Source organism: Pseudomonas sp. TWR1-1-4 (assembly GCF_049897165.1).
Taxonomy (GTDB): Bacteria; Pseudomonadota; Gammaproteobacteria; order Pseudomonadales; family Pseudomonadaceae; genus Aquipseudomonas; species Aquipseudomonas canadensis.
The window spans coordinates 197,216-211,790 of record NZ_JAFCVS010000003.1 but is presented as its reverse complement, the minus strand read 5'-3'; the positions used below and the strand labels follow the sequence as shown (position 1 = coordinate 211,790).

13 protein-coding genes are annotated in these 14,575 nt (G+C 61.4%); 11 read left to right on the top strand and 2 right to left on the bottom strand.

From position 1 onward, the window contains the following. Positions 1-2 precede the first annotated feature (2 nt). From ACP7C6_RS09300 to ACP7C6_RS09285, 4 genes are all read left to right on the top strand, one after another. Positions 3-680, top strand: coding sequence for a response regulator transcription factor (locus ACP7C6_RS09300; protein ID WP_028617724.1), 678 nt, complete (start codon positions 3-5; stop codon positions 678-680). A gap of 145 nt (positions 681-825) precedes the next feature. Further along, positions 826-1,290, top strand: a complete 465-nt coding sequence (locus ACP7C6_RS09295) for an LTXXQ domain-containing protein (protein ID WP_016975427.1) — start codon at positions 826-828, stop codon at positions 1,288-1,290. Positions 1,291-1,358: 68 nt separating this feature from the next. Then, a complete protein-coding gene (locus tag ACP7C6_RS09290) occupies positions 1,359-2,702 on the top strand; it encodes a sensor histidine kinase (protein WP_122685488.1) in 1,344 nt (447 codons plus the stop codon). A gap of 40 nt (positions 2,703-2,742) precedes the next feature. Beyond that, positions 2,743-4,092, top strand: a complete 1,350-nt coding sequence (locus tag ACP7C6_RS09285) for a CoA transferase (protein WP_305382558.1) — start codon at positions 2,743-2,745, stop codon at positions 4,090-4,092. Positions 4,093-4,206: 114 nt separating this feature from the next. Here ACP7C6_RS09285 and ACP7C6_RS09280 read toward each other — a convergent pair whose 3' ends face one another. Together ACP7C6_RS09280 and arcD (ACP7C6_RS09275) are read right to left on the bottom strand one after the other, a co-directional pair. Continuing rightward, on the bottom strand, positions 4,207-5,070 hold the full coding sequence (locus ACP7C6_RS09280) for a DNA-3-methyladenine glycosylase family protein (protein WP_426108645.1): 864 nt from the start codon (positions 5,068-5,070) through the stop codon (positions 4,207-4,209). Further along, positions 5,067-6,494, bottom strand: coding sequence for an arginine-ornithine antiporter (gene arcD / locus ACP7C6_RS09275; protein ID WP_236318648.1), 1,428 nt, complete (start codon positions 6,492-6,494; stop codon positions 5,067-5,069). Before arcD (ACP7C6_RS09275) ends, ACP7C6_RS09280 begins: the two co-directional genes overlap by 4 nt. 449 nt (positions 6,495-6,943) lie before the next feature. Between arcD (ACP7C6_RS09275) and arcD (ACP7C6_RS09270) the strand changes: the two genes are divergently transcribed. The 7 genes from arcD (ACP7C6_RS09270) (at position 6,944) to gcvH (ending at position 14,568) form a co-directional block, all read left to right on the top strand. Beyond that, positions 6,944-8,371: an arginine-ornithine antiporter gene (gene arcD, locus ACP7C6_RS09270; RefSeq protein ID WP_028617729.1), complete on the top strand. Its 1,428-nt coding sequence runs from the start codon at positions 6,944-6,946 to the stop codon at positions 8,369-8,371. 33 nt (positions 8,372-8,404) lie between these two features. Beyond that, entirely contained in the window at positions 8,405-9,661 is a 1,257-nt protein-coding gene (arcA, locus tag ACP7C6_RS09265; protein WP_028617730.1) for an arginine deiminase, read from the top strand. A 69-nt stretch (positions 9,662-9,730) separates the two neighbouring features. Further along, positions 9,731-10,741 carry an ornithine carbamoyltransferase gene (locus ACP7C6_RS09260; RefSeq protein WP_016973242.1) on the top strand — a complete coding sequence of 337 codons (1,011 nt, stop codon included), beginning with the start codon at positions 9,731-9,733 and terminating at the stop codon, positions 10,739-10,741. Positions 10,742-10,881: 140 nt separating this feature from the next. Beyond that, the gene (gene arcC, locus ACP7C6_RS09255; protein WP_028617731.1) at positions 10,882-11,811 is read left to right on the top strand and encodes a carbamate kinase; all 930 of its coding nucleotides are present in this window, start codon (positions 10,882-10,884) and stop codon (positions 11,809-11,811) included. A gap of 18 nt (positions 11,812-11,829) precedes the next feature. Then, positions 11,830-12,192, top strand: a complete 363-nt coding sequence (locus ACP7C6_RS09250; RefSeq protein WP_068935005.1) for a DUF5064 family protein — start codon at positions 11,830-11,832, stop codon at positions 12,190-12,192. 164 nt (positions 12,193-12,356) lie between these two features. Further along, positions 12,357-13,865 carry a sigma-54-dependent transcriptional regulator gene (locus tag ACP7C6_RS09245; protein ID WP_122685499.1) on the top strand — a complete coding sequence of 503 codons (1,509 nt, stop codon included), beginning with the start codon at positions 12,357-12,359 and terminating at the stop codon, positions 13,863-13,865. Between the two features lie 319 nt (positions 13,866-14,184). After that, complete coding sequence (gcvH, locus tag ACP7C6_RS09240) at positions 14,185-14,568, top strand: glycine cleavage system protein GcvH (protein WP_015885597.1); 384 nt, start codon at positions 14,185-14,187, stop codon at positions 14,566-14,568. Positions 14,569-14,575 lie beyond the last annotated feature (7 nt).

Below are 14,575 nucleotides of genomic sequence, written 5' to 3'. Positions count from 1 at the left end.
TCATGAGCGAGCTGTTACTGATAGATGATGACCAGGAGCTCTGCGAGCTGCTGACCAGTTGGTTGAGCCAGGAAGGCTTCCAGGTGCGTGCCTGCCATGACGGCTTGAGCGCCCGCAAAGCCTTGGCCGACAGCGCCCCGGCTGCGGTGGTGCTCGACGTGATGCTGCCCGACGGCAGTGGCCTTGAGTTGCTCAAGCAATTGCGCAACGACCACCCGGAACTGCCGGTGCTGATGCTCTCGGCCCGTGGCGAACCGCTGGACCGCATCCTCGGCCTCGAACTGGGCGCCGACGATTACCTGGCCAAGCCCTGCGACCCACGCGAGCTGACTGCCCGCCTGCGTGCCGTATTGCGCCGCAGCCATCCGGCTGCCGTGTCGACGCAGCTGGAATTGGGCGACCTGTGCTTCAGCCCGGTGCGCGGCGTGGTCAGTATCGACGAGCAGGAGTTTACCCTGACTGTTTCCGAAAGCCGCCTGCTGGAAGCCCTGCTGCGCCAGCCCGGCGAACCGCTGGACAAGCAGGAACTGGCGCAGATCGCCCTGGGCCGCAAGCTGACCCTCTACGATCGCAGCCTGGATATGCACGTCAGCAACCTACGCAAAAAGATCGGCCCACACCCGGACGGCCGGCCACGGATCGTGGCGTTGCGTAGCCGGGGCTACTATTACAGCCTCTGAAATCGGGAGCCCCTGGGCTCCTGGTTTTGTCAGCGCCCCCCCAATCGTCTTTACCCAAGCTTTACCCACACCTGACCGCCGCTGACCTTGATCTCCGTAATCTACTCACATCCGGACTCACCGGAATAGAGACAGGAGAATCACCATGCGCAAGACCCTTATCGCTTTGATGTTCGCCGCTGCCCTGCCCACCGTTGCCATGGCGGCAATGCCTGAAGGCCCAGGCCCGATGGGCGGCCCGGAAGGCCACATGATGGGTGGCCCGGGCCACGGCGGTGAACACGGTCCGCGTGGCAAAGGCGGCCCTTTCAGCCAACTGGACCTGAGCAAGGAACAGCGCCAGCAGATCGGCAAGTTGATGGGCGACCAATGGCACGCTCGCAAAGACCTGACCAAGAAGTACTTGGACAAACTGCCAGCCGCTGACCAGAAAGCCATGCAGGACGAAATCGCCGCCGGCAAGCAGAAAACCCAGGCGGACATCCGGGCGGTCCTCAAGCCTGACCAGCAGAAGAAGTTCGACGAGATCGTCAAGCAGCAGGAACAGCGTCGCGCCGAATGGAAGGAATTCCAGGCCTGGAAAGCGCAACAGCCGCAAAAAGCGCAATAATGCACCCGCGTTAACACTCCCAGCCCAGTGGCCCTCGCCACTGGGCTTTTCCTGTTTGAGGGTTTCCTGTGCGTTCATTGTTCTGGCGCATCCTGGCCAGCTTCTGGCTGGCCATCGCCTTGGTTGCCGGGTTGTCGATCCTGCTGGGGCACATGCTCAATCAAGACGCCTGGATTCTCAGCCGTCACCCCGGTCTCAATAACCTGGCCGAAGAGTGGACCCAACTCTACGAGGCCCAGGGCGAGGATGCCGCCCAGGATCTGCTGCAACAGCGCAAGCGCCAGTACCACATCGACGTACAAGTGCTGAATGAAAGCGGCGAGCCGGTGGTGCGCGGCACCTTTCCGCGCCGCGCCGCCGCTTTCGAAGCGCGCCAGAATGACAGCCAGGACGGCCACTTGCCCTGGCGCCGCCTGACCGCCGAGTACACCAGCGAAAAGACCGGCGACACCTACCTGCTGATCTACCGCATCCCCCATCCGGAACTCGACGCCTGGCACCGCAGCAGCCTTTTGTGGCCGTTGAGCGCGTTGGCGATTGCGCTGGTGGTGCTGACCCTGTTCAGCCTGTTGGTGACACTGTCCATCACCCGGCCCCTCAGCCGTTTGCGTGGCGCGGTGCATGACCTTGGCCAGGCCACCTATCAGCAAAACAGCTTGGCGCGCCTGGCCAACCGCCGCGATGAATTCGGCGTGCTGGCTACCGACTTCAACCGCATGGGCGCCCGCCTGCAAAGCCTGATCGGCAGCCAGCGCCAGTTGCTGCGCGATGTCTCCCACGAACTGCGCTCGCCCCTGGCGCGCCTGCGGATCGCCCTGGCCCTGGCCGAACGCGCCAGCCCCGAAGAACGGGAAAAACTCTGGCCGCGCCTGACCCGTGAATGCGACCGGCTGGAAGCCTTGATCAGCGAAATCCTGGTACTGGCCCGTGTCGATGCCGACAACGCCAGCGCCGAAGAGGTCGACCTCACTTCCCTGCTCAAGACCCTGCAAAAGGACGCCCAACTCGGCGCGCCGGACCAGCTAGTGCAACTGGACGCCGAAACCGACCTGCACCTGAAGGGCTGGCCGACCATGATCGAACGCGCGGTGGATAACCTGCTGCGCAATGCCCAGCGCTTCAATCCACAGGGCCAGCCGATTGAACTGCATGCGCAGCGCCAGGGTGATCGGATCCTGATCAGCGTGCGCGACCACGGCCCCGGCGTTGACGCCGAACACTTGAGCCAGCTCGGCGAACCCTTCTACCGCGCCCCCGGCCAGACCGCACAAGGCCATGGCCTGGGCCTGGCGATTGCGCGTCGCGCCGCCGAACGCCATGGTGGCAGCCTGATCTTGGCCAATCATCCTGACGGCGGTTTTGTTGCCAGTATCGACCTGCCGTTGGAACCTGGGGTTGTCACACCGGCCTGATGATCTTCTATAGTGGCCCTTCTCTTACGGAGGGCCTTTGATGACTGACCTGCTGACTCCCATCCAAGCCGCACTCGCTCTACCACAAACACCACTGACCTTTACCGAAGCCGGCGCCCTGCCCTCGACCTTCGCCGTGACGGAGCTGGCCAGCGCCAGCATTGGCGCTGCCGGCCAAGCGGTGGCGCAACTGATCCAGCAACAGACCGGGCGCCTGCCCAGCGTCATTGTGGACCGGCGCCTAGCCTCCTTCTGGTTTTCTTCTTCGATCCGCCCGGTAGGCTGGGAAACACCACCGCTGTGGGACCCGGTGGCCGGCGACTATGCCAGCGCCGATGGCTGGATTCGACTGCACACCAATGCGCCCCACCACCGCGCGGCGGCTGAGCGTGTGCTGGGCAAGGTGACCGAGCGGGCCGAAATGGCCGTCAAGGTCGCCAAATGGAACGCCGCCGAGCTGGAGCAGGCGCTTGTCGATGAAGGGGGTTGCGCCGCGCAGATGCGTGACTGGCAAGCCTGGCAGGCACATCCTCAAGGGCTGGCAGTGAATGCTGAGGAGCTGGTGCAGCGCCAGACCTTTGCAACCACCACCCACAAGCCCTGGCTCGGCTCGGTTGCGCGGCCACTGGCGGGCCTCAAGGTATTGGACCTGACCCGCGTGTTGGCCGGCCCGGTGGCCAGCCGCTTTCTCGCAGGCCTGGGCGCTGACGTGCTGCGCATCGATTCGCCCACCTGGAATGAGCCCGGCGTAGTACCGGAAATGACCCTGGGCAAACGCTGCGCCCGCCTGGATTTGAAAAGCCCGGACGGCCGGCAGGTTTTCGAAGGCCTGCTCAAGGAAGCCGACATCCTGTTCCACGGCTACCGCGCCGATGCCCTGGAACAGCTGGGTTACACCGCCGATGGACTGCAAACCCTGGCCCCCGGCCTGATCGACGTGAGCCTCAACGCCTATGGTTGGAGCGGCCCGTGGCGCAACCGTCGTGGTTTCGACAGCCTGGTGCAGATGAGCAGCGGAATCGCCGCCGCTGGCATGGCCTGGAAACAGACGGACAAACCGGTGCCCCTACCGTTGCAGGCGCTGGATCACGCGACTGGGTATTTGATGGCGGCCAGTGCGATTCAGGCCTTGAGCGAACGCTTGAAGTCGGGGCGCGGCGGTTCGGCACGGTTGTCATTGGCGCGCACGGCGAAGTTGCTGGTGGACGCAGGACAGGTGCCGGAGCAGCCAGCGTTGCGCGCCGAAGAGCCAGCAGATCAAGGCCTGTTGGCGGAGCAGACAGCCTGGGGCCCGGCACATCGATTGTTGCCACCGGTCGCTATCAGCGGCACGCCGTTGCAGTGGGATTTGCCGGCTGGGGAATTGGGTTCACACCGGCCTCAGTGGTGACCTTGAGTCCGCATTCGCGAGCAAGCCCGCTCCCACATTTTGACCGAGTACCTCCATGGAATGCGGTCGAATGGGGGAGCGGGCTTGCTCGCGAAGAGGCCAGTACAGGTACTCTTAATCCGCCCGCTGCAACGACGTCCACAAATGCTGCGCCGCATACGCCCGGAGCGGGCGCCAAGCCTCAGCCCGCGCCAACAACTGCCGCGCCGAAACCGGCCCACCTTCCAATGCCACCAACGCATTGATCAACCCGATATCCCCCGACGCAAACGCATCCGCCTCGCGCATCTGGCGCATGGCGATGTACTGCGCGGTCCAATCGCCAATCCCCGGCAACGCCACCAACCGTGCCACACCAGCCTTGAGGCTGGCCTGGGGTTCGAACAATCGGGGATCATCCAGCAACGCCTGGGCCACGCCCGACAAGGTCCGCCCACGCGCCTTGGGCATGCCCAGCGTCGCCAGGTCCGCCGCCGCCAACACCTCAGCGGCGGGGAACACATGGGTGATACCGACATGCGGCGTTGCCAACGGCTGACCGTAGTGCGCCACTAACTTGCCCGCCAGACGAATCGCGGCGACCACGGTGATTTGCTGGCCGAGCACCGCGCGAATCGCCAGCTCCAGACCATCCCAGGTGCCCGGCACACGCAAGCCCGGACGCGCTGCGACCAGTTGCGCCATCAATGGGTCCGTCGCCAGTTGCGGGTTGATCAACTGGGGCTGGGCATCCAGATCGAACATCGTGCGCAGACGCCGTTCGATCTCAGGCAACGCCGCCGGGTCTGGAAAACCCACCTCCACGTCTAGCCAATCGCCATCCCCCATCGCCACGCTGATCCAGCCGTGCTGCCCGCCGAGGCTGATACTGCGCCGGTACACCCCCGCCTCGACCGTCTCCATCCCGCCGATCGCCCGCGCCGACAGAAACCCCACCATTGCCGCCCAGTCGTAGGGTGGCTGATACGCCAGTCTCACAACGACAACACCCCGCTGTACAAACCATACGCCGCCAGCCCCGCGCCGGCGATCACGCAGCTGAAAATGCCTTTTTCCATGTGGGTAAACAAGGGTTGGCCCTGCTCACGCTTGGCGAGGGCAAACAGGATCACACCCGGCGCATACAACAGCGCCGACAGCAGCAGGTATTTCAAGCCCCCGGCGTAGAGCAGCCATACGGCGTAGCCGAGGGCAATCAGGCCCACCAGCAGGTCCTTCATGCGCTGGCCGTGGGCGCCTTCATACGTTTCGCCGCGCCCGCTCAACAGCACCGCATAGGCGGCCGACCACAGGTAAGGCACCAGGATCATCGAGGAAGCCAAGTAGATCAGGGTGGTGTAGGTGCTGTGGGAAAACAGCGTGATCACCAGGAAGACCTGGATCATCACATTAGTCAGCCACAGCGCATTGACCGGCACCTGGTTGACGTTTTCCTTTTTCAGGAAGGCCGGCATGGTCTTGTCCTGGGCCGTGGCGTAGAGGATTTCCGCACAGAGCAACGCCCAGGACAGCAAGGCGCCGAGCAACGAGACCGCCAGGCCGATGCTGATCGCCATCGCGCCCCAGGGGCCGACGATGTGTTCGAGCACACCTGCCAGGGACGGGTTCTGCAAGTGCGCGAGTTCCGGCTGGCTCATGATCCCCAGGGACAACACATTCACCAGCACCAGCAGTGCCAGCACGCCCAGAAAACCGATGACCGTGGCGCGGCCCACGTCCGAGCGTTTCTCGGCGCGCGCCGAGTAAACGCTGGCGCCCTCGATGCCGATAAACACAAACACGGTGACCAGCATCATGTTGCGCACCTGGTCCACCACGCTGCCGATAGTCGGGTTGCCCGCGCCCCAGATATCTCGGGTGAAGATATCTGCCTTGAATGCCACGCCGGCAATCACGATAAACATCAGCAGCGGCACGATCTTGGCCACGGTGGTGATCTGATTGATAAACGCGGCCTCCTTGATCCCACGCAGCACCAGAAAATGCACGGCCCACAGCAGCAAGGACGCGCAGCCGATAGCCACCGGCGTGTTGCCCTGACCAAATACCGGAAAAAAATAACCGAGGGTGCTGAACAGCAACACGAAGTAACCCACGTTGCCCATCCAGGCGCTGATCCAGTAACCCCAGGCCGACGAGAAGCCCATGTAGTCGCCGAAGCCGGCCTTGGCATAGGCATACACGCCCGAATCCAATTCAGGCTTGCGGTTGGCCAGGGTCTGGAACACGAAGGCCAGGGTCAACATACCCACGGCGGTGATCGCCCAACCGATCAGCACGGCGCCCACCTCGGCGCGAGCGGCCATATTCTGCGGCAACGAGAAAATCCCCCCGCCGATCATCGACCCCACTACCAGGGCGATCAGGGCACTGAGCCGAAGTTTCTGGGCGGGTTGGGACATGAACACTCCTGAATGAATAAAACGCTTTTAGCTGACAACTGTGCACTCAACTAATTAACCCAGCGAGTGTAGCGTTTATTAGAGACCGCGATAAAACACGGCGCTAATAACCCGAGGGCATGACAGTTTATAGGGTTTAGGCTTATTTAGAATTTAAATACGGCAACTACTTTGTCGTGTATTGGCTACTTATTGTCGCCTGTATGAAAAGTTTGCACATTCGGAAAAACGGACTAGCTTAAAACGTCCACACGTAGCACTAAATGATTAACCAATACCGCAGGGATCGCTCTAGAAAGCACCTTTGCGAGGAAATCTATTGCCCACGGCTTTGCACCCTAAGTCATTAATTCACAATGGAATGTGCCAATGAAGTGATCTGAGTCAGCTGTTTGTTTAGCGCACGGATTTATTCTGTGGTCTCTCTTCTCCTGCATTGGAGTTATGCGATGTCTGAATCTCCCGGAAAACTTCGATTGGGCGCACTGGTTGCACTTGTCGTCGGCTCAATGATTGGCGGCGGGATCTTCTCACTGCCGCAAAATATGGCCGCCAGTGCCGATGTCGGCGCCGTGTTGATTGGTTGGGTGATTACCGCCATCGGCATGTTGACCCTCGCGTTTGTGTTCCAGACCCTCGCCAACCGCAAGCCCGACCTCGACGGCGGCGTGTATGCCTACGCCAAGGCCGGCTTCGGCGACTACATGGGCTTCTCTTCAGCCTGGGGCTACTGGATCAGCGCCTGGCTGGGCAACGTCGGTTATTTCGTGTTGCTGTTCAGCACCCTCGGTTACTTCTTCCCGCTATTTGGAGAGGGAAATACACCTGCTGCAGTGATCGGTGCGTCGGTGCTGCTGTGGGCCGTGCATTTTCTGGTGCTGCGCGGCATCAAGGAAGCGGCATTCATCAACCTGGTGACCACCGTCGCCAAGGTCGTGCCACTGGTGCTGTTCGTGTTGATCGCGCTGTTTGCGTTCAAGCTGGATATCTTCACCGCTGACATCTGGGGCGTGAAAAACCCGGACCTGGGCAGTGTGATGAACCAAGTGCGCAACATGATGCTGGTCACCGTCTGGGTGTTCATCGGCATCGAAGGCGCGAGCATCTTCTCGTCCCGTGCGGAAAAACGCTCCGACGTGGGCAAGGCCACAGTGATCGGTTTTATCACCGTGCTGTTGTTCCTGATGCTGGTGAACGTGCTGTCCCTGGGCATCATGACCCAACCCGAACTGGCCAAGCTGCAAAACCCATCGATGGCCGCCGTGTTGGAACACGTGGTGGGCCACTGGGGCGCGGTGCTGATCAGCGTCGGCCTGATCATCTCGCTGTTGGGAGCGCTGCTGTCGTGGGTGTTGCTGTGTGCGGAGATCATGTTCGCCGCCGCCAAGGACCACACCATGCCGGAGTTCCTGCGCAGGGAGAATGCCAACCATGTGCCAGTCAACGCCCTGTGGCTGACCAACGCCATGGTGCAACTGTTCCTGGTGATCACGCTGTTTTCCGCCAGCACTTACCTGTCGCTGATCTACCTCGCCACCTCGATGATCCTGGTGCCTTACCTGTGGTCGGCGGCCTACGCCCTGTTACTGGCGGTGCGCGGCGAGACCTACGAAAACGCGCTGAAAGAGCGCAAGAAAGACCTGTTCATCGGCGCCATCGCCCTGATCTACGCGATCTGGCTGCTGTATGCCGGCGGCACCAAATACCTGCTGCTCTCCGCCCTGCTCTATGCGCCCGGCGCGATTCTGTTCGCCAAGGCCAAGCATGAACTGGGCAAACCGATTTTCACCAACGTCGAGAAGCTGATTTTCGCCGCAGTGGTCATTGGCGCCCTGGTGGCGGCCTATGGGCTCTACGACGGCTTCCTGACCCTGTAACACCTGAATCTTTTGTTCACTGGAGGATCTGTAATGACCACGGAAAAAGTGAAGTACGGCGTACATTCCGAAGCCGGCAAACTGCGCAAAGTCATGGTGTGCTCCCCAGGCTTGGCCCACCAGCGGCTGACCCCCAACAACTGCGATGAACTGCTGTTCGATGACGTGCTGTGGGTGGCCCAGGCCAAGCGCGACCATTTCGACTTTGTGACCAAGATGCGCGAGCGGGATATTGATGTGCTGGAAATGCACAACCTGCTCACCGACATCGTCGCCATCCCCGAAGCGCTGGACTGGATCCTGGAGCGCAAGATCACCGCCAACACCGTGGGCCTGGGCCTGGTCGATGAAGTGAGCTCGTGGTTGCGCAGCCTGGAGCCGCGCAAAATCAGCGAATTCCTGATTGGTGGCGTGTCGGCCGATGACCTGCCGAGCAGCTTCGGTGGCAAGACCATCGAGATGTTCCGCGACTTCCTCGGGCATTCCAGCTTCATCTTGCCGCCACTGCCCAACACCCAGTTCACCCGTGACACCACCTGCTGGATCTACGGCGGCGTCACGCTGAACCCGATGTACTGGCCGGCACGACGCCAGGAAACCCTGCTGGCCTCGGCCATCTACAAGTTCCACCCGGAGTTCACCAACGCCGACTTCCAGATCTGGTACGGCGACCCGGATCAGGAACACGGCGCTTCCACGCTGGAAGGCGGCGACGTGATGCCCATCGGCAACGGCGTAGTCCTGATCGGCATGGGCGAGCGTTCGTCCCACCAGGCGATCGGCCAACTGGCGCGCAACCTGTTCAAGAACAAGGCGGTGGAGAAAGTCATCGTGGCCGGCCTGCCGAAATCCCGCGCGGCGATGCACCTGGACACCGTGTTCAGTTTCTGCGACCGCGACCTGGTCACCATCTTCCCCGAAGTGGTCAACCAGATCGTGCCGTTCACCCTGCGCCCGGACGAAAGCAAGCCACACGGCATCGACATCCAGCGCGAGAAAACCAACTTCCTCGACACCGTCGCCGCAGCCCTCAACCTCAAGGCGCTGCGCGTCGTCGAAACCGGCGGCAACAGCTTCGCCGCCGAACGCGAGCAGTGGGACGACGGCAACAACGTGGTGGCGGTGGAGCCTGGCGTGGTGATCGGTTACGACCGCAACACCTACACCAACACCCTGCTGCGCAAGGCTGGTGTGGAAGTCATCACCATCAGCGCCGGCGAACTCGGCCGGGGCCGTGGCGGCGGCCACTGCATGACCTGCCCGATCATCCGCGACCCTATCGACTATTAATTTCCAGGCCTTGGCCGTCGCCCATAAGGCGCCGGCCAGGGGGATAACCTAAACAGAAGGAGATCCATCATGGCTTTCAACATGCGCAACCGCAGCCTGCTGTCACTGATGCACCACACCACCCGCGAGCTGCACTACCTGCTGGACCTGTCCCGCGACCTCAAGCGCGCCAAATACACCGGCACCGAGCGTCCGCACCTGAAGGGCAAGAACATCGCGCTGATCTTCGAAAAAACCTCGACCCGCACCCGCTGCGCCTTCGAAGTCGCGGCCCATGACCAGGGCGCCCACGTCACCTACATCGACCCGGTGTCGTCGCAGATCGGCCACAAGGAAAGCATGAAAGACACCGCCCGCGTATTGGGCCGGATGTTCGACGCCATCGAGTACCGTGGCTTCGAACAGGAAATCGTCGAGGAGCTGGCCAAGTTCGCCGGTGTGCCGGTGTTCAACGGCCTCACTGCTGAATTCCACCCCACCCAAATGATCGCCGACACCCTGACGATGCGCGAGCACAGCGACAAACCGCTGCATGACATCAGTTACGCCTACCTGGGTGACGCACGCTACAACATGGGCAACTCGCTGCTGATGATCGGCGCCAAGCTGGGCATGGACGTGCGCATCGGCGCGCCGAAAGCCCTGTGGCCGCACGAAGATTTCATCAAGCAATGCCAGGCGTTTGCCGAAGAAAGCGGCGCGCGTATCACCATCACCGAAGACCCGAAGGAAGCGGTGAAAGGCGTGGACTTCATCCACACCGATATCTGGGTGTCCATGGGCGAGCCGGTGGAAGCGTGGGACGAGCGCATCGAGCAACTGCTGCCGTACCAAGTCAACGCCAAGATGATGAAAGCCTCGGGCAACCCGCGCGTGAAGTTCATGCACTGCCTGCCGGCGTTCCACAACAGCGAAACCAAGGTGGGCAAGGACATCGCCGCGCGTTATCCAAACCTGGCCAATGGCGTGGAAGTGACCGAGGACGTGTTCGAGTCGCCGGCCAACATCGCGTTTGAGCAGGCGGAGAACCGCATGCATACCATCAAGGCGATTCTGGTGTCGGCACTCGCAGATATCTGACGGATATTCTGTAGGAGCTGGCTTGCCAGCGATAGCCATGTACCTGCCGACATCCCTGTTGGAGGTACAGGCACTATCGCCGGCAAGCCGGCTCCTACATGGACCGTGTTGTTCATGAGCTTTCTAGAAGGACATTCTGTATGCGCATCGTCGTAGCCCTGGGCGGCAACGCCCTGCTCCGCCGTGGTGAACCCATGACGGCGGACAACCAACGCGCCAATATCCGCATCGCCACCGAACAGATCGCCAAGATCCATGCCGGCAACCAGCTGGTGATCGCTCACGGTAATGGTCCGCAAGTCGGCCTGCTGTCGTTGCAGGCGGCGGCCTACACCCAGGTGTCGCCGTACCCACTGGACGTGCTCGGCGCCGAGACCGAAGGCATGATCGGCTACATCATCGAACAGGAACTGGGCAACCTGCTGGACTTCGAAGTGCCGTTCGCCACCCTGCTCACCCAAGTCGAAGTGGACGCCAAGGACCCGGCCTTCCAGAACCCGACCAAGCCCATCGGCCCGGTGTATTCCAAGGCCGAAGCGGAAAAACTCGCCGCCGAAAAAGGCTGGGCCATAGCCCCGGATGGCGACAAGTACCGCCGCGTGGTCGCCAGCCCACGGCCCAAACGCATCTTTGAAATTCGCCCGATCACGTGGCTGCTGGACAAAGGCAGTATCGTGATTTGTGCCGGCGGTGGCGGTATTCCGACGATGTACGGCGAGGACGGCAAGCTGCGCGGCATTGAAGCCGTGATCGACAAGGATCTGTGTTCGTCGCTGCTGGCTTCACAATTGAAAGCCGATTTGCTGGTGATCGCCACCGACGTCAACGCCGCTTTTATCGATTTCGGCAAACCCACCCAAAAAGCCATCGGCCAAGCCCACCCGGACGACATGGAAAAACTCGGCTTCGCCGCCGGTTCCATGGGCCCCAAGGTACAAGCCGCCTGCGAGTTCGCCCGCCAGACTGGCAAAACCGCCGTCATCGGTTCACTCTCGGACATCGAAGCCATCGTCCAGGGCAGCGCCGGTACGCGCATCAGCACGGCAACACCTGGCATCACCTATCTGTGAAGTAGAGGAGAGACGCCTATGGCCACCTTTGAACCGGGTCACCTGCACGTTGAACGTCACGCGCTGAACAAGGATGACTACAGCTACAACCTGTGCATCGACTACGAAGTCAGCCAGGATCCCAAGGAAGGCAAGGGGATGCTGTTCAAGCTCCATGGCTCGGTGCAGGGCAAGGACCTTAAGGAGGAGTTTTTCCTGCCCAAGGACCAGGCGTTCGACTTTGCCCGGCATGCGATGAACATCGCGCAGAAATACGGCATGCCGAAGATTGCCGTGTTGAACGGCTCGATGCACAAGCAGTACGACCAGATGTTCGAGGATGTACGGCATCAACTGGATGTGAAACCTGGGGATCCGATCAAGCCCGAACACCTGGAATAACCGCCCCCCTGTAGGAGCGAGCTTGCTCGCGAAGAACGCAAGATCAACGCGTGCATTCAAGCAACCCGCGTTATCGTTGACGTTTTTCGCGAGCAAGCTCGCTCCTACAGTTTTCACCTCTGGCATACTTGCCGCCTCTCGCTCCCCAGAATTGTTAGCGTCCCATGCGTATCCACGTCAGCTTCATCGACCGCGTCGGCATCACCCAGGAAGTCCTGGCCCTGCTCGGCGGGCGCAATCTCAACCTGGATGCGGTGGAGATGGTGCCGCCCAATGTCTACATCGACGCACCGACCCTCAGCGCCGAGGTGCTTGAAGAACTGCGCGACGCCCTTTTCAGCGTGCACGGCGTACAGGCCGTCACCGTGGTGGACATCCTCCCCGGCCAACGCCGCCACCTGCAACTCGACGCCCTGTTGGCCGCCATGACCGACCCGGTGCTGGCGCTGGACAGCGCGGGCAAGATCCTGCTGGCCAACCCGGCGCTGATCGCGCTGTACGGTCGTGAACCGGCCGGGGAAAGCATCAGCGAGCTGTTCAATGACCCGGCGTTGCTGGACACCCTGCTGGAACATGGCTTTCGCTTGCCGCTGCGCGAGATCAGCGTCAACGGTCAGACCCTGCTGTTGGACGCCACGCCGATCACCGACGCCGGCGCCCTGCTCACCCTCTATCAGCCCAATCGCATCGGCGAACAACTGTCGGCGCTGCACCATGACCATGCCGAAGGGTTTGACGCGCTGCTCGGTGAATCCCCGGTCATCCGCACGCTAAAGGCCCGCGCGCAGCGGGTGGCGGCGTTGGATGCACCGTTGTTGATCCAGGGCGAAACCGGCACCGGCAAAGAGCTGGTGGCGCGTGCCTGCCATGCGATCAGCGCGCGCCACAGTGCACCCTTCCTGGCGTTGAACTGCGCGGCGCTGCCGGAAAACCTCGCGGAAAGCGAGTTGTTCGGTTATGCACCGGGCGCCTTCACCGGCGCACAACGCGGTGGCAAGCCGGGGCTGATGGAGCTGGCCAACCAGGGCACGGTGTTCCTCGATGAAATTGGCGAGATGTCGCCGTACCTGCAGGCCAAGCTGCTGCGGTTTCTCAACGACGGCAGCTTCCGGCGCGTGGGCGGGGACCGTGAAGTGAAGGTCAATGTGCGCATCCTCAGCGCCACCCACCGCGACCTGGAAAAAATGGTCAGCGAGGGCACCTTCCGCGAGGACCTGTTCTACCGCCTCAACGTGCTGAACGTCGAAGTGCCGCCGCTGCGCGAACGCGGCCAGGACATCCTCTTACTGGCGCGTTACTTCATGCAGCAGGCCTGCGCCCAGATCCAGCGCCCGGTGTGCCGGCTGGCACCCGGCACTTACCCTGCGCTGCTGGGCAACCGCTGGCCGGGCAACGTGCGTCAACTGCAGAACGTGATCTTCCGTGCCGCCGCCATTTGCGAAAGCAGCCTGGTGGACATCGGCGACCTGGACATTGCCGGCACCTCGATGGCGCGCCAGGGCGACGGCGAAGTCGACAGCCTGGAACAGGCCATGGAAGATTTCGAACGCAGCCTGCTGGAAAAGCTCTACGCCCACTACCCCTCCACGCGCCAACTGGCTAGCCGCTTGCAGACCTCGCACACGGCCATCGCCCATCGCCTGCGCAAATACGGCATTCCAAATAAGCCCTGAAGCCGAGCTCCCACAGGAATTGCAATTCGAGCGTTAAGTTTGGTCCAGGAACGACATCCAGTGTACTGAAAGCGCTACAGTGGAACGATTTCGCTACAACCTTGTTTTTTGCGCGCCATGCAAGGCTTTGATCCACATAGGCTTTTTTTCAGACGCCCGAGTGTAGCGAAATCGCTACAGCGAATCGGCATATCGTCATAACCGTTTTATTTAACTCGTTGATTTATAACGACTTAACAACCTTGGCCGCGATATTGCTAAGCAACTCCCCATTATTCCAATCCCGTCCACCAGACGAATCTGGCCCCGAGGAGTTTCCATGAGCGAGTTGCGTTTCACTGAAGATCACGAATGGCTGCGCGCCGAAGCCGATGGCAGCGTCACCGTGGGTATCACCGCTTTCGCGCAGAACGCGCTGGGTGATGTGGTTTTCGTGCAACTGCCGGAGTTGCAGGCCTATGACAAGGGTGCCGAGGCGTCCACCGTTGAGTCGGTCAAAGCGGCTAGCGGCGTGTACATGCCTTTGGACGGTGAAGTCCTTGAAGTGAACGACAAATTGGATGGCAGCCCGGAGCTGGTCAACGAAGACCCGATGGGCGAAGGTTGGTTCTTCCGCTTTAAACCCGCTGATGCCAGTGCAGTGGCTAAGCTGTTGGATCAGGATGCGTACGACCGCCTGATCAAAGCCAACGCTGAAGCTTGAGGAGCGC